This window comes from Pseudomonas sp. 13159349 (assembly GCF_013305685.1).
Taxonomy (GTDB): Bacteria; Pseudomonadota; Gammaproteobacteria; order Pseudomonadales; family Pseudomonadaceae; genus Aquipseudomonas; species Aquipseudomonas asiatica.
Genome location: NZ_CP045553.1, coordinates 5,037,799 through 5,053,343, shown reverse-complemented (window position 1 = coordinate 5,053,343; position 15,545 = coordinate 5,037,799). Strand labels below are relative to the sequence as shown.

Here is a 15,545-nt window from a genome sequence, read left to right as displayed (position 1 = left end):
CTATCGCCGGCAAGCCAGCTCCCACAGGTACGGCGCAGCCCCGAGGCTTGTGCTATTCCTGTGGGAGCCTGGCTTGCCGGCGATGGGCCGCAAAGCGGCCCCCGGGGTCTTCAGGTCAGACGCGGAACTGGCTGACCAACGTCTGCAACTGCCCACCCAACCGCGCCAACTCCACGCTGGACGCCGCCGTCTCGTCACTGGCCGCCGCCGTCTGCTCCGACACATCGCGTACATTCAGGATGCTGCGGCTGATCTCCTCCGCCACCGCACTCTGCTGTTCCGCCGCCGCGGCAATCTGCTGGTTCATCGACTGGATGCTCGACACCGTGCTGGTGATGCTCTCCAGCGAAGCCCCGGCCTTGCGCGCCAACTCGACGCTGCTGTCGGTCAGGGTACGGCTGCCGTGCATGGCCGTAGCCACTTGCTGGGTCCCATGCTGCAGGCTGGCGATCAGTTCTTCGATCTCTTCGGTGGATTTCTGCGTGCGTTGGGCCAGGCCGCGCACTTCATCGGCAACCACGGCAAAACCACGGCCTGCCTCGCCAGCACGCGCCGCCTCGATCGCTGCGTTCAGCGCCAGCAGGTTGGTCTGTTCGGCCACCGACTTGATCACGTCCATCACGCTGCCGATCTTCTGGCTTTCCTGCTGCAACAGGTTCATGGCTTCGGTGGAACGGTGCATTTCTTCGGCCAGGCGTTCGATCTGGCCAATTGCTTCGCCTACCACGCGGTCGCCGGCACGGGCTTCGTCATCGGCACCGGTGGCAGCATGCGAGGCCTGCTCGGCATTGCGTGCCACTTCCTGAACGGTAGCGGCCATTTCGTGCATTGCGGTGGCCACCTGGTCGGTCTCGACCTTCTGGCTGTTGGCGCCGGCGCTGGTCTGCTCGGTCACTGCCGACAATTCCTCGGCAGCGCTGGCGATCTGGGTGACGCCATCGCGGATGCCGCTGATCAGCTCGCGCAAAGTGGTGCCCATGCGGGCGATGCCTTGTTGCAGCACGCCCAGTTCGTCGCGGCGGGTGACGCGCAGGTGCTGGGTGAGGTCGCCGCTGGCGATCTTTTCAACTGCCACCATGGTGTCGCGCAATGGGCGGGTGATCTGCCGGGTGATCAGCACTGCCGCCAGCACGCCGACCAACAGCGCCAGCAGCGTGGCGATGGCCTGCAGGCTGCGGGCCTGGGTACTTTCCATGTCGCGGCGCTGCAGCTGGATCTGGTACAGAGCGTCGCTGCGCTTGACGATGTCGGCACCCTGAACGGTCATCTCGGCGCGCGCAGTGGTGATGTTGGCGACCGCATCGCGGAATTGACGCACGGCTTCACGGTAGGCCAGCACCGAGCCTTCGAACTGTCGCAGGCGCGTGTCTTCGGCCGGCAGCTGGCGCTTGAGGTTGTCGATTTCGGCCAGGGCGGTGTCCAGCTGGCGCAGGGCTGCCTGCTCGTTGGCAGCGCTGTTTTCGGCAATGTAGCCGCGTACGTCGATGCGCACCTGCAGCAGTTGCTGGCGGGCCTTGCTGATCAGCTGGTACTGGGCCAGGCGCACGCTGTCGGCTTCGGGGCGCGCCATGACTTCCTGGCTGAGGGCGTCCATGGCCTGGTCGGCACGGCTGGCCGAGCCGTCCATGGCCGTGCGCGCGGTGCGGGTGGCATCGTAGCCCTGGCGCATCTTGTTCAGGGACACCTTGTAGGCGCTGATGGTCTCGCCCAGTTCACCCAGCAGCTTGATGTTTTCCGGGCTCTTGAAGGTGCTGGCCAGGTAGGCCTGTTGCTTGCTGAAGGCGTCAAGCTTGGTCTGGGTGTTGGCGGCGGCAGCATCGTCACCGTTGGCGATCATGTACTGCAGGCGCGCAATGCGCAGGTCGGTCAGGTCCTTGTTGAGCTGGCCGATATCGCCCATCCAGTTGCTGCGGTCAATCAGGCTGCCCAGGCTGGTCCAGCCGGTCAGGGCCAGCAGGCCGGTGAGGATCAGTACCAGGCCGAAGCCCAGGCCGAGTTTGAGGTTGACGCTGATGTTGGCGAACCAGCTGTTCATGCACGCTCTCCAGAAGTTGTTTTCGCTCGCTTGATCTTCGATCGCCAGGCGTTGTTGTTCTGGATGCCCGCTGATTCGTGCAGGGGTTATCGGCAGTGATGGAGGAAGCTGAAACGCTTTTTCAGCAGATTTGTAACTGGCTTGATTGGGGCTGCCTTGCAGCCCTTCGCGGTGGATGGCACCGGCTTTGCCGGTGTTCGCGGCTAAAGCCGCTCCTACAGGGATCGCGTCGGTTTTGGAAGCTATTCAAAGGTTGCGCGCGCTGAAGGTATCGCAGCGGTTCACCTCACCCTCGGCAAACCCGGTCTTGAACCAGCGCACCCGTTGCGCTGAGGTGCCGTGGGTGAACGAGTCTGGTACCACGCGCCCGCGGCCTTGCTGCTGCAGGCGGTCATCGCCGATGGCATTGGCCGCGTTCAGGGCCTCTTCGACGTCGCCCGGCTCCAGCCAGTTCAGGCGCTTCTGCGCCTGGTAGGCCCATACACCGGCCAGGCAGTCGGCCTGCAGTTCCTGACGCACCAGCAGGCCATTGTCGCCTTCCATGCGCTGGCCGCTGCGGCGCGCAGCATCGACCTTGGCCGACACGCCCAGCAGGGTCTGCACGTGATGGCCGATTTCGTGGGCGATCACGTAGGCCTGGGCAAAGTCGCCGGCGGCGGCGAAGCGGGTTTCCATTTCGCGGAAGAACGACATGTCCAGGTAGACCCGTTGGTCTGCCGGGCAGTAGAACGGCCCCACCGCCGCCGAGGCAAAGCCACAGGCCGAATTGACCTGGCCGCTGAACAGCACCAGCTTGGGGTCGCGGTACTGCTTGCCGCCCTCGGCGAACAGGGCTTTCCAGGTGTCTTCGGTATCGCCCAGGATCGAGGCGACGAACTCGGCCTGCTGGTCGTTGGCCGGCGGCGCCTTGCCGCCCGCGCTGCTCGGTGCCTGCTGTTGTTGTTGCTCCATCTGGCCGGCGAGCTGGCCAAGAATCTGCAACGGGTCCTGGCCGGTGAGCCAGCCGATGCCGACAATCAGCAGCACCGCACCAAGCCCCAGCCCCTTGCCGCCGCCGAAACGCATGCCGCCGCCACCACCTTCGCCTCGGGCATCGACCACATTGTCGCTGCGTCGACCTTTTCGCCAATCCATGAATGCTCTCCGGAGCGTGAAACAAGAAGACAAAGATTAGTCCACGACAGCGGCGAGTGTCAGGCCAAGGTGCTTATGCATAACCAAATGGTTATGTTTGATGTGGCTGATTTCAATATTCATTGCGCGCTACCTGCCTGAAACTGCATGTGGGAGCGGGCTTGCCCGCGACAGGGTTTCAAATAATCCCCCCGCGCATTTCCATAATTCCAAGAGAGGAAACCGGCATGCCCGCCCAGGACAACAGCCGCTTCGTGATCCGTGATCGCAACTGGCACCCGAAAGCTCTTACGCCTGACTACAAGACGTCCATTGCCCGTTCGCCACGCCAGGCACTGGTCAGCATCCCGCAGTCGATCAGCGAAACCACCGGCCCGGACTTTTCCCACCTGGGCTTCGGCGCCCATGACCATGACCTGTTGCTGAACTTCAACAACGGCGGCTTGCCGATTGGCGAGCGCATCATCGTTGCCGGCCGTGTCGTCGACCAGTACGGCAAGCCTGTGCCGAACACCCTGGTGGAAATGTGGCAAGCCAACGCCGGCGGCCGCTACCGTCACAAGAACGACCGCTACCTGGCGCCACTGGACCCGAACTTCGGTGGCGTCGGCCGCTGCCTGACCGACCGTGATGGCTATTACAGCTTCCGCACCATCAAGCCGGGCCCGTACCCATGGCGCAACGGCCCGAACGACTGGCGCCCGGCGCACATCCACTTCGCCATCAGCGGCCCTTCGATCGCCACCAAGCTGATTACCCAGCTGTACTTCGAGGGTGACCCGCTGATCCCGATGTGCCCGATCGTCAAGTCGATCGCCAACCCGCAAGCCGTGCAGCAGTTGATCGCCAAGCTCGACATGAGCAACGCCAACCCGATGGACTGCCTGGCCTACCGCTTCGACATCGTGCTGCGCGGCCAGCGCAAGACCCACTTCGAAAACTGCTGAGGACCCCGCCATGCCAATCGAACTGCTGCCGGAAACCCCTTCGCAGACCGCCGGCCCCTACGTACACATCGGCCTGGCCCTGGAAGCGGCCGGCAACCCCACCCGCGACCAGGAAATCTGGAACCGCCTGGCCAAGCCGGACGCGCCGGGCGAGCACATCCTGCTGATCGGCCAGGTGTATGACGGTAACGGCCACCTGGTGCGCGATTCGTTCCTGGAAGTGTGGCAAGCCGATGCCAACGGCGAGTACCAGGATGCCTACAACCTGGAAAACGCCTTCAACAGCTTTGGCCGCACTGCCACCACCTTCGATGCAGGTGAATGGACCCTGCACACGGTCAAGCCGGGTGTGGTGAACAACGCTGCGGGCGTGCCGATGGCGCCGCACATCAACATCAGCCTGTTTGCCCGGGGGATCAACATCCACCTGCACACGCGGCTGTATTTCGATGACGAGGCCGAGGCCAATGCCAAGTGCCCGGTGCTCAACCTGATCGAGCAGCCGCAGCGGCGCGAGACCCTGGTGGCCAAGCGTTGCGAGGTGGACGGGAAGACGGCATATCGCTTCGATATCCGTATTCAGGGGGAAGGGGAGACGGTGTTCTTCGACTTCTGAGTTGGACTTCGGGGGCCGCTTTGCGGCCCATCGCGACACAAGGCCGCTCCTACAGGGAATCGCGTTCCTCCTGTAGGAGCGGCCTTGTGTCGCGATGGGCTGCAAAGCAGCCCCGGCGATCTGAAGGTCAGCGCCGAACCAGCAAAACCCCACTCTCCATATGGTGGGTATACGGGAACTGGTCAAACAACGCACACCGCTCGATGCGGTGAGTGTCCTGCAGCTGGGCAATGTTCGCCGCCAGCGTCTCCGGGTTGCACGAGATGTACAGGATCCGCTCGAAACGCCGGGTCAGCTCGCAGGTATCCGGGTCCATCCCCGCCCGCGGCGGGTCGACGAACACCGTACCGAACTCGTAGCTCTTAAGGTCGATGCCTTCCAGCCGGCGGAACGGCCGCACCTCATTCAGCGCCTGGGTCAGCTCTTCTGCCGACAGGCGCACCAGCCGCACGTTATCTACAGCGTTCTCGTCGAGGTTGCTCAGCGCGGCATTGACCGAGGTCTTGCTGATTTCCGTGGCCAGCACCTGGCGCACGCGGGTGGCCAGCGGCAGGGTGAAGTTGCCGTTGCCGCAGTAAAGCTCCAGAAGGTCGTCCTTGCGTTCGCCCATGGCCTCGAAGGCCCAGCTCAGCATCTTCTGGTTCACCGCGCCGTTGGGCTGGGTGAACGCGCCTTCCGGCTGGCGGTAGCTGAACACACGGCCAGCGACTTCGAGTTTTTCCACCGCGTAGTCTCGGCCGATGACCAGGCGTTTGCCCTTGGAGCGGCCGATAATGCTGACGCCCAGGTCTTCGGCCAGCTGCCGTGCGGCCGTTTCCCACGCCTCGTCCAGCGGGCGGTGGTAGCACAGGGTGACCATGGCATCGCCAGCCAGGGTGGTGAGGAACTCCACCTGGAACAGGCGGTTGCCCAGCTCCTCGCTGGCCTGCCAGGCCGTCTTCAGGCGCGGCATCAGTGCATTGATGCGCTGGCTGGCGATAGGGAAGTCCTCGATCAGGATCGCCTTGTGCTTCTCGCCCGGGGCGAACATGGCGTAGTGGCGCTGGCCATCCTCGCGCCACAGGCGGAATTCGGCGCGCAGGCGGTAATGCTCGCGCGGCGAGTCGAAAACAGCCGGCTCCGGCGCGCCGAACGGCGACAGCAGCTCGCGCAGCCGGGCCACCTTGGCGTCCAGCTGGGTGGTGTAGGAGGAGGGGTCGAAAGCAGCACTCATGCGTTGAACCAGCCCAGCTTGATGACGAACAGGATGGAAAGGATCACCAGGGCCGGGTTCAGGTCGCGGTGGCGGCCGGAGATCAGCTTGACGGCGGTCCAGGAAATGAAGCCGAAGGCGATGCCGTTGGCGATCGAGTAGGTCAGCGGCATGGCCAGGGCGGTCACTACCACCGGTGCGGCTTCGGTGACGTCGTCCCAGTTTATTTCCGCCAGGCCCGAGGCCATCAGCACCGCGACGAACAGCAGCGCCGGGGCGGTGGCGAAGGCCGGCACGCTACCGGCCAGCGGGGCGAAGAACAGCGCCAGCAGGAACAGCACGGCGACCACGATGGCGGTCAGGCCGGTGCGGCCACCGGCGCTCACGCCCGCTGCGGATTCGATGTAGCTGGTAGTGGTCGAGGTGCCCAGCAGGGAACCGGCCATGGCGGCGGTACTGTCGGCGATCAGGGCACGGCCCATTTTCGGCATGTGGCCGTCCTTGCCCATCAGCCCGGCGCGCTTGGCCACACCGATCAGGGTGCCGGAGTTGTCGAACAGGTCGACGAACAGGAAGGCGAAGATCACGCTGACCAGGCCCACGTCCAGCGCGCCGGCGATGTCCAGTTGCAGGAAGGTCGGGGCCAGCGAAGGCGGCATGGAGACCACGCCGCCGAAGGGCGTCACGCCCATCAGGATCGAGGCGATGGTTACGGCGAGAATGCCGATCAGCACGGCACCGCGCACTTTCAGCGACTCAAGGCCGACGATCAGGAAGAAGCCCAGGGTGGCGAGGATCGGTGCCGGCTGCTTGAGGTCGCCCAGGCCCACCAGGGTGGCTGGGTTATCGACGACAATGCCTGCGTTATGCAGGGCGATCAGTGCCAGGAACAGGCCGATACCCGCGGCAATGGCCGAACGCAGCGGCAGCGGGATGCTGTTCACGATCCATTCGCGGATGCGGAAGATCGACAGCAGGAAGAACATCACCGCCGACAGGAACACCGCACCCAGTGCCACCTGCCAGGTGTGGCCCATGTGCAGGACCACGGTGTAGGTGAAGAACGCGTTCAGGCCCATGCCCGGCGCCAGGGCGATCGGGTAGTTGGCGATCAGGCCCATGGTCACCGAGCCGATGGCCGCGGCCAGGCAGGTGGCGACGAAGATCGCGCCCTTGTCCATGCCGGTCTCGCCGAGGATGCTCGGGTTGACGAACAGGATGTAGGCCATGGCCAGGAAGGTGGTGACGCCCGCGAGAATCTCGGTGCGCACATTGGTGTTGTGTGCTTTTAGTTGAAACAGCCTTTCCAGCATGCCCGCTCCCCAAGGCGCCCCCGGCGCCATGAATATATCGACCCCATCAGCAAAGCACAGACCGTACCGGTTGCCGTGGTTTTGTGTGGGGCGGAAAAAAGCCGCGCATCATACCAGCATGCTCGGCGGGGGCCTATGGCCGTTGGGGAATGGGTTCTCTATAGCCTGTACCGGCCCTATCGCCGGCAAGCCAGCTCCCACAAGTACTGCACAGGGTTCGGAAACTGTGGTGTACCTGTGGGAGCTGGCTTGCCGGCGATAGGGCCAGAACAGGCCTACGATCAACCGTTATGCAATCGATCTCGCTTGGCCAGTGTCGGGAACAGCTTTATCCACACCCCAGTCACCACCAAAGTGCCCACCCCACCCAGCACCACAGCCGGCACTGTGCCAAACCAGTGCGCGGTCACCCCCGATTCGAACTCGCCGAGCTGATTCGAGGCACCAATGAACAAGCCGTTCACCGCACTCACACGCCCGCGCATTTCATCCGGCGTCTCCAACTGCACGAAAGCGCCGCGGATGACCATGCTGATCATGTCCGCCGCGCCCAGCACCACCAGCACTGCCAGCGAGAACCAGAACGAGGTCGACAGGCCGAAGGCAATGGTCGCCACGCCGAACACGCCCACTGCCGTGAACATGGTCCGCCCCACATTGCGCTCGAACGGGAAGCGCGCCAGCCACAGCGACATCAGCAACGCCCCCACCGCTGGCGCAGAGCGCAGCAGGCCGAGGCCCAGCGGGCCGGTCAGCAGGATGTCCTTGGCGAACACCGGCAGCAGTGCGGTGGCCCCGCCCAGCAGTACGGCGAACAGGTCCAGCGAGATGGCGCCGAGGATGTCCGGCCGGCTGCGAATGAAGCGGATGCCGGCCAGCAGCGATTCGATGCTGGCGCGCCCGCGCTGTGCCACCTGGCCGCGTGCCTGCAGGCTCAGGGTCAGCACGCAGGCGATGGCGTAAAGGGCCACGGTGGGGCCGTATACCCAGATGCTGCCGAAGGCATACAGGAAGCCGCCCACCGCCGGAGCCACGATGGTTGCCGACTGGGTGGCCGAGGCCGAAGCTGCCACCGCGCGTGGGAACAGCCCGGCCGGTACCACGTTGGGCAGCAGCGCCTGGGTCGCCGGCATTTCGAACGAACGCGTGGCACCGAGCAGGAAGGCGAGGGCGAAGATCAGCTCGCGGGTGACGTTGTCGGTGGCACTGCCCAGCGCCAATGCCAGGGCTATCAGCCCCTGCAGGCTCTGGCACAGCGCAGCGACCTTGCGCCGGTCATAGCGGTCGGCGACATGCCCGGTATGCAGCATGAACAGCACCCGTGGGGCGAATTCGACCAGGCCGACCAAGCCCAGGTCCAGCACATTGCCGGTCAGCTGGTAGAGGTGCCAGCCGATTGCCACGGTGAGCATCTGGAAGCCGCTGGCGGTGAACACGCGGGCCAGCCAGAAGGCCAGGAAAGGGCGGTGGTGACGCAACAACTGCGGTGCGGAATCGGACATCGGAAACCAGGGGCCTCGGCGCAGTAGAGGGGGGCGCAGCGTATCATCTGTTTGTAACAAACAGTTACTGTTTGCCGGGGACGGCACTTTTTCTCGTCTCATGAAAGGGGGTGGGGCAACCGGTCACGCGGCAATCAACCACACGGCCCGGCGGGCCATTCAGGACTATGCTTCCTAGCAATCGTTGATCTGGGTCAATCGTTCCAGATGTAACGATCGGGCCCTTGGGCCGAAATCCCTGCGATCGAACAGAACAATTCCAACGCGCCGCACTCGACTACCGTGGGGGCAGTGGGCGACGGGGCCAGCGGCCCGGACGCCGGATTATCTGAAGAGGAAGCACCATGTTCGGAATAGAGGCCTTAGAGCTCGCCCGAATGCAGTTTGCCTTTACCGTGTCGTTCCATATCCTGTTCCCGGCCATCACCATTGGCCTGGCGAGCTACCTGGCAGTCCTCGAAGGCCTCTGGCTGCGGACCAACAACCAGGTCTACCGTGACCTCTATCACTTCTGGTCGAAAATCTTCGCCGTCAACTTCGGCATGGGGGTGGTCTCCGGCCTGGTCATGGCCTACCAGTTCGGTACCAACTGGAGTCGTTTCTCCGACTTCGCCGGCGCTATCACCGGCCCGCTGCTCACCTACGAGGTATTGACCGCGTTCTTCCTCGAGGCTGGCTTCCTGGGGGTCATGCTGTTTGGCTGGAACCGTGTCGGCCGTGGCCTGCACTTCTTCTCCACGGTGATGGTGGCGCTCGGCACCTTGGTCTCGACCTTCTGGATCCTCGCCTCCAACAGTTGGATGCAGACCCCGCAAGGTCACGAGATCATCGACGGCCGGGTTGTGCCGGTGGACTGGCTGGCAGTGGTATTCAACCCCTCGTTCCCCTACCGCCTGATGCACATGGCCACTGCCGCATTCGTTTCCACCGCGTTCTTCGTCGGTGCCTCGGCGGCCTGGCACCTGCTGCGCGGGCGTGACAACCCGGCCGTGCGCAAGATGCTGTCGATGGCCATGTGGATGGCGCTGATCGTCGCCCCGATCCAGGCGGTGATCGGTGACTTCCATGGCCTGAACACCCTCAAGCACCAGCCGGTGAAAATTGCCGCGATCGAAGGCCACTGGGAGAACGTGCCCGGCGAGCCGACCCCGCTGATCTTGTTCGGCATCCCCGACATGCAGGCCGAAACCACCCGCTTCAAGCTCGAGATCCCGGCACTCGGCAGCCTGATCCTGACCCACAGCCTGGACAAGCAGGTGCCGGCGATGAAGGAGTTTCCGCCCGAAGACCGGCCCAACTCGACCATCGTCTTCTGGTCGTTCCGGATCATGGTCGGGCTGGGTTTCCTGATGATCTTCGTCGGCCTGTGGAGCCTCTGGCTGCGCAAGCGCGGCACGCTTTACACCTCGCGGCCGTTCCTGTACGTGGCCCTGTGGATGGGCCCTTCCGGGTTGATCGCGCTGCTGGCCGGCTGGTTCACCACCGAAATCGGCCGCCAGCCTTGGGTGGTGTATGGCCTGATGCGCACCGCAGACGGTGTGTCCAACCATAGCTACGCCCAGCTCGGCTTCACCCTGGTGGCCTTCGTGGTCGTGTACTTCGCCCTGTTCGGCACCGGCCTTGGCTACATGATGCGCCTGGTGCGCAAAGGGCCGCGGACCGGTGAGGGAGACGAGCACAACCCTGGTGGCCCTGGCACCAAACGCACGCCGGCGCGACCGCTGTCCGCCGCCGATGATGGCCGAGAGGCCAACTCCGCCAGCCTGAGCAAGGGGAACTGAGCCATGGGTATCGACCTTCCGCTGATCTGGGCCGTGATCATTATCTTCGGCGTCATGATGTACGTGGTGATGGATGGTTTCGACCTGGGGATCGGCATGCTCTTCCCGTTCGTCAAGGGCGAGCATGACCGTGATGTGATGATGAACACCGTCGCCCCCGTTTGGGATGGTAACGAGACCTGGCTGGTGCTGGGCGGTGCCGGGCTGTTCGGGGCGTTCCCGATGGCTTACTCGGTAGTGCTGGAGGCCCTGTACCTGCCATTGATCCTGATGCTGATCGGTCTGATCTTCCGCGGCGTGGCCTTCGAGTTCCGCTTCAAGGCCAAGGCCGACAAGCGCCACATCTGGGACAAGGCGTTCATCTGGGGCTCGTTGATCGCCACCTTCTTCCAGGGCGTGGCGCTGGGTGCGTTCCTCGAAGGTTTCAAGGTGGTCGACCGGCATTTCGCCGGTGGCACCCTTGACTGGCTGACCCCGTTCAGCCTGTTCTGTGGCCTGGGGCTGATCGTTGCCTACACCCTGCTGGGCTGCACTTGGCTGATCATGAAGACCGAAGGGGCGCTGCAGCAGAAGATGCACGACATTGCCCGGCCGCTGGCGCTGGTGCTGCTGGTGGTGATCGGCATTGTCAGCCTGTGGACACCGATCGCCTACCCGCAGATCGCTGAGCGCTGGTTCAGCATGCCTAATCTGGTCTGGTTCATGCCAGTGCCGATCCTGGTGCTGGTAACCTTCTACGGGTTGCTCAAGGCGGTGGCGCGCAATGCGCACTACACGCCGTTCCTGCTGACGTTGGTGCTGATCTTCCTCGGCTACAGCGGCCTGGGCATCAGTCTGTGGCCGAACATCATCCCGCCGTCGATCTCGATCTGGGATGCCGCGGCGCCACCGCAGAGCCAGGGCTTCATGCTGGTGGGCACACTGTTCATCCTGCCGTTCATCCTCATGTATACCTTCTGGAGCTACTACGTGTTCCGCGGCAAGGTGACCCATGAAGACGGCTATCACTAGGAGGGCTGCATGATGACCGGCAAGCCTGGCTTGGAGGAGAAGAAACCCCTGTGGCAGCGGTTGGGCTGGCTGCTGCTGATCTGGGCGATGAGCGTGGCGGCCCTGGGCGTGGCGGCCTACGTGATGCGCCTGTTCATGGGGGCTGCGGGGCTGACCACCCATTGAGGTAAGCCTGCTCTGGCCCTATCGCCGGCAAGCCAGCTCCCACAGGTAAGTCACTGTCCTTGAATGCAGTGCAGTACCTGTGGGAGATTACCCAGCCCTTTTGGGCTGCGCTGTCGCGCAGAGAACAAATATCGCTCGTTTGACGCGGCCTTTGTAGGAGCAGCCTTGTGCTGCGAAGAGGCCGGTACAAGCAACAGACAGGCTTTGTCAGTACCGGCCTCTTCGCAGCACAAGGCTGCTCCTACAGAACCTCGCCGAACCAATGAGTCATGTGTTGTTCTATGAGAGCTGGCTTGCCGGTGATAGGGCCGGTACAGGCTTACTTGCGGGCTTTCAGGATAACGAACTTGGGCGTTGCCGCCACCTGTTCCACCCCCCGGAACAACCGCGCCAGCTTGCTGTGATAGCCCAGGTGCCGGTTACCCACGATATACAGCGCCCCGCCCACCACCAACGCCTCACGCGCCTGCTGGAACATGCGCCAGGCGAGGAAATCGCCCACCACCTGCTGCTGGTGGAACGGCGGGTTGCACAGCACCACGTCCAGCGACTGCTTCTCTACCCCCGCCAACCCATCGGCTGCCTCGAACACCGCCGGGCGCTCGCCCAACGCGGCCTGCCAGTTCTCCCGCGCAGATTGCACCGCCATGTACGACTCGTCGACCAGGGTGTATTGGGCATCCGGGTTGGCCAGGGCGCTGGCTATCGCCAGCACGCCGTTGCCGCAGCCCAGGTCCGCCACTCGCGCGCGGCCCAGTTCGCGGGGCAGGTGCGGCAGGAACGCCCGCGTGCCGATATCGAGCCCCTCCCGGCAGAACACGTTGGCGTGGTTGAGCAGCTCCAGCGCCGGCGCGTCGAGGCGGTAGCGGCTAGGGTAGGGCGAGCGGGCGACCGGCCGTTCGGCCACCGTCGCGGTCAGCAAGCGGGCCTTTTTCTGCGCCAGCGAGGCTTGCACCGGGCCGATGTACTTCTCCATCAGGTCTCCGGCCGCCCGTGGCAGGTGCTTTATCATCGCCCCGGCAATCACCTGCGCACCGGGTGCCAGGTGGCCCTGCAGGCGGATCAGCTGTTCTTCGAGCAGGGCCAGGGTCTTGGGCACGCGCACCAGTACCCGGTCGAACGGGCCTTGCCAATGTTCGCTGGCCGGCACGAACGGCACGCTGTCGAACGGCAGGCCATTGCGTGCCAGGTTCTTTTCCAGTGCCAGGTGCGCCAGGTGCGAATCGCCACTGCTGACCACCTGCAGCTTGCCTGCCAGGCTGGCGGCCAGGGCGCCGAAGCTGTCATTGAGCACCAGCACCCGGCAGTCGGCCCCTGGGGCCTGTTCGTGCAGCTGCGCAAGCAGGTACTCGTCGGCGGCATCGAAAGCCTGCAGCGGGTCGTTGGCCTGTTCCGGCTGGCGGATCAGGTCGAGTTCGGCGTAGGGGGTGGTCAACAGGGGCATGGCGTCTGGCTCGGGTACGAAACTGCCCGTTGCGGTTCGCCCCGGGCTTTGCCGGGCGATTCTACAGGGCTTTGCCCAAGGTCGCAGGTTTGAAGGTCAGATCCAGCCACGCATGACGGCGATGGCGATGGCGCCGGCCTTGTTGGCGGCGTTGGTCTTGGTGATGACACTGCGGATATGGAAGTTCACCGTGCTTTGCGACAGTGACAGGATGCAGGCGCACTCGGCGGCGGTCTTGCCGGCGGCCGACCATTTCAGCACTTCCAGCTCCCGCTCGCTCAGTTTCGGCTGCGGCGGGCATAGTGCAGTGAGGTGATGTGCGCTGATCACCTCATGCAGTTTGTGACTCAACCACTGCACATTGCCGGCCTTTCTGTAGAGTTCGACAATACTGATGGGCCTGGTGGACCTGGCCACGCTTATCTGGCTTTCGTTGTGCTGCTGGTCGTGCAATGACTGCGTCCAGCCATGGCGCAAACCGCTCTGGCAGGCAGCTTCACGAAATAGCGGAGCCCCGCGATACAGGTCATCGGTCCATAGCACAGGCATGGTGGATTTGTGGCTCAAATCGGCAGCCGGGTCCTGCTTGTGCAGGTCATCGCGCTGGTAGCGCTCGATCCATTCTTGGGGGTAGTTGCTGTACAGGAACAGGTGGGGTGTTTGCGTAGCGATCTGGATGCGAATGTTCAACCCCAGGTACTCCATGCCCAGATCCTGCACCATATGTACGGCCATGCCGAACAACTTCTGTGGGCAGCGTTCGGCGTCGAACGCACGAAGATACTCGGGTCTCCAGTGGCGCATCTGAAATACTCCTTGAGCCTCAGGTCCAGTCCGTTTGGGTGCCCGCATGATTGTAGGAAAGGACCTACCAATGTGCTGAGATTTTTTTGTTATAGCGGTCAGGATCCGATGCGACTTCGGCAGGATCGCCGCAGACGAGGCCCTACAAAGCAGTGGTTTTTATCCGCGTCACTTTGCGCGACACTGTGCGCACGCCAAACCTGGAGCCCGATATGACCGCTAGCGCCGAAAAGTTCACCCGCCAGACCCTGCTCGATGTTCAGCCACTCACGCCGAACCTCTTCAGCCTGCGGGTTACGCGCGATGCGGGGTTCCGCTTCCGTTCCGGCCAGTTTGCCCGCCTGGGTGTGACCAAGGCTGATGGCAGTGTGGTGTGGCGCGCTTATTCCATGGTCAGCGCGCCCCATGACGAGCACCTCGATTTTTTCTCCATCGTGGTGCCAGGCGGGGAGTTCACCAGCGAACTGAGCCGGCTGGGGGCAGGCGATACCCTGCTGATCGACCGCCAGGCCTTCGGCTTCCTTACCCTCGACCGCTTCGTTGGTGGCCGTGACCTGTGGTTGCTGGCGACCGGTACTGGTATTGCGCCGTTCATGTCGATCCTGCAGGACTTCGAGGCCTGGGAGCGTTTCGACAACATCAAGCTTGTGTACTCGGTGCGCGAAGCGAAAGAGCTGGCCTATGTGGACGAGATTGCCGGGCTGGAGCAGCGCGATTACCTGTCCGAATTCGCCGGCAAGTTGCAGTTCATTCCGGTGGTGACCCGTGAACAGCACCCAGGGGCGTTGAACCAGCGGATTACCACGCTGATCGAGAATGGCGAGCTGGAGAAGGCGGCGGGGCTGGAACTGTCGCCGGAACATTCGCGGGTGATGCTGTGTGGCAACCCGGAGATGATTGATGAGACGCGCAAGGTACTGAAGGCGCGCGACCTGCAATTGAGCCTGAGCAAGCGGCCGGGGCAGGTGGCTGTGGAAAACTACTGGTAAGGCCGTTGGGGCCGCTTTGCGGCCCATCGCGACACAAGGCCGCTCCTACAGGAACCGCGATTCCTGGGAGATGCAAAAACCTTGTAGGAGCGGCCTTGTGTCGCGATAGGGCTGCAAGGCAGCCCCCGGCAATCTCAAGGCAAGCGGTTCTGGTTCTGCGCCTTGAGAAGGTCGCGAATCTCGGTCAGCAAGGTCTCTTCTGCAGTCGGCACAGGCGGTGCAGTCGGCGCCACGGCCTCTTCACGCTTGAGCTGGTTGATCGCCTTCACCCCCATGAAGATGGCAAAGGCCACGATCAGGAAGTCGATCACGGTCTGGATGAACTTGCCATACGCCAGCATCACCGCCGGAACGTCACCTTCGGCAGCCTTCAGGGTAATTGCCAGGTCGCTGAAGTCCACGCCACCGATCAACAGGCCCAATGGCGGCATGACCACGTCACCGACGAAAGACGAGACGATCTTGCCGAAGGCCGCGCCGATGATGATACCAACCGCCATGTCGACGACATTGCCTTTGACCGCGAAGGCCTTGAATTCACTGATCATGCCCATGTTTGGTTCCTTGTAACAAAAGGTAAGGTTTACGCAGTGTAAGCCACTCAAACGCTTC

At 63.4% G+C, this 15,545-nt stretch carries 14 protein-coding genes; 6 read left to right on the top strand and 8 right to left on the bottom strand.

What is annotated here, in order from left to right; translation table 11 throughout:
• Positions 1 to 115: 115 nt before the first annotated feature.
• Both GEV38_RS23300 and GEV38_RS23295 read right to left on the bottom strand, forming a co-directional pair.
• On the bottom strand, positions 116 to 2,035 hold the full coding sequence (locus GEV38_RS23300) for a methyl-accepting chemotaxis protein (protein WP_013974227.1): 1,920 nt from the start codon (positions 2,033 to 2,035) through the stop codon (positions 116 to 118).
• Between the two features lie 246 nt (positions 2,036 to 2,281).
• Positions 2,282 to 3,169: a neutral zinc metallopeptidase gene (locus tag GEV38_RS23295; protein WP_015271806.1), complete on the bottom strand. Its 888-nt coding sequence runs from the start codon at positions 3,167 to 3,169 to the stop codon at positions 2,282 to 2,284.
• A gap of 227 nt (positions 3,170 to 3,396) precedes the next feature.
• On the opposite strand from GEV38_RS23295, the gene pcaH reads away from it, so the two are divergent.
• Both pcaH and pcaG read left to right on the top strand, forming a co-directional pair.
• The gene (gene pcaH, locus GEV38_RS23290; protein WP_003251597.1) at positions 3,397 to 4,116 is read left to right on the top strand and encodes a protocatechuate 3,4-dioxygenase subunit beta; all 720 of its coding nucleotides are present in this window, start codon (positions 3,397 to 3,399) and stop codon (positions 4,114 to 4,116) included.
• Positions 4,117 to 4,126: 10 nt separating this feature from the next.
• Positions 4,127 to 4,732, top strand: coding sequence for a protocatechuate 3,4-dioxygenase subunit alpha (gene pcaG / locus GEV38_RS23285; RefSeq protein WP_015271805.1), 606 nt, complete (start codon positions 4,127 to 4,129; stop codon positions 4,730 to 4,732).
• A gap of 127 nt (positions 4,733 to 4,859) precedes the next feature.
• Here the strand turns inward: pcaG and trmA are convergent, their stop codons facing one another.
• The 3 genes from trmA to GEV38_RS23270 form a co-directional block, all read right to left on the bottom strand.
• On the bottom strand, positions 4,860 to 5,945 hold the full coding sequence (trmA, locus tag GEV38_RS23280; RefSeq protein ID WP_054572787.1) for a tRNA (uridine(54)-C5)-methyltransferase TrmA: 1,086 nt from the start codon (positions 5,943 to 5,945) through the stop codon (positions 4,860 to 4,862).
• Positions 5,942 to 7,237, bottom strand: a complete 1,296-nt coding sequence (locus tag GEV38_RS23275; RefSeq protein ID WP_015271803.1) for an NCS2 family permease — start codon at positions 7,235 to 7,237, stop codon at positions 5,942 to 5,944. Before GEV38_RS23275 ends, trmA begins: the two co-directional genes overlap by 4 nt.
• Before the next feature lie 281 nt (positions 7,238 to 7,518).
• Complete coding sequence (locus tag GEV38_RS23270) at positions 7,519 to 8,739, bottom strand: MFS transporter (protein WP_025340646.1); 1,221 nt, start codon at positions 8,737 to 8,739, stop codon at positions 7,519 to 7,521.
• A gap of 344 nt (positions 8,740 to 9,083) precedes the next feature.
• On the opposite strand from GEV38_RS23270, the gene GEV38_RS23265 reads away from it, so the two are divergent.
• Genes GEV38_RS23265 through GEV38_RS23255 form a run of 3 tightly spaced genes read left to right on the top strand, consistent with a single transcriptional unit; the run spans position 9,084 to position 11,696 of the window.
• Positions 9,084 to 10,520: a cytochrome ubiquinol oxidase subunit I gene (locus GEV38_RS23265; protein ID WP_015271801.1), complete on the top strand. Its 1,437-nt coding sequence runs from the start codon at positions 9,084 to 9,086 to the stop codon at positions 10,518 to 10,520.
• A gap of 3 nt (positions 10,521 to 10,523) precedes the next feature.
• On the top strand, positions 10,524 to 11,531 hold the full coding sequence (gene cydB / locus GEV38_RS23260; protein ID WP_015271800.1) for a cytochrome d ubiquinol oxidase subunit II: 1,008 nt from the start codon (positions 10,524 to 10,526) through the stop codon (positions 11,529 to 11,531).
• A gap of 9 nt (positions 11,532 to 11,540) precedes the next feature.
• A complete protein-coding gene (locus GEV38_RS23255; RefSeq protein WP_013974218.1) occupies positions 11,541 to 11,696 on the top strand; it encodes a DUF2474 domain-containing protein in 156 nt (51 codons plus the stop codon).
• 319 nt (positions 11,697 to 12,015) lie between these two features.
• Here the strand turns inward: GEV38_RS23255 and GEV38_RS23250 are convergent, their stop codons facing one another.
• Both GEV38_RS23250 and GEV38_RS23245 read right to left on the bottom strand, forming a co-directional pair.
• Positions 12,016 to 13,140, bottom strand: a complete 1,125-nt coding sequence (locus GEV38_RS23250; protein WP_015271799.1) for a methyltransferase — start codon at positions 13,138 to 13,140, stop codon at positions 12,016 to 12,018.
• Positions 13,141 to 13,236: 96 nt separating this feature from the next.
• Complete coding sequence (locus GEV38_RS23245) at positions 13,237 to 13,944, bottom strand: autoinducer binding domain-containing protein (protein WP_054572788.1); 708 nt, start codon at positions 13,942 to 13,944, stop codon at positions 13,237 to 13,239.
• A gap of 212 nt (positions 13,945 to 14,156) precedes the next feature.
• Between GEV38_RS23245 and GEV38_RS23240 the strand changes: the two genes are divergently transcribed.
• Positions 14,157 to 14,933, top strand: a complete 777-nt coding sequence (locus GEV38_RS23240) for a ferredoxin--NADP reductase (RefSeq protein ID WP_015271797.1) — start codon at positions 14,157 to 14,159, stop codon at positions 14,931 to 14,933.
• 134 nt (positions 14,934 to 15,067) lie between these two features.
• On the opposite strand, the gene mscL is transcribed toward GEV38_RS23240, so the two are convergent.
• Positions 15,068 to 15,487: a large-conductance mechanosensitive channel protein MscL gene (gene mscL, locus GEV38_RS23235; protein ID WP_015271796.1), complete on the bottom strand. Its 420-nt coding sequence runs from the start codon at positions 15,485 to 15,487 to the stop codon at positions 15,068 to 15,070.
• Positions 15,488 to 15,545 lie beyond the last annotated feature (58 nt).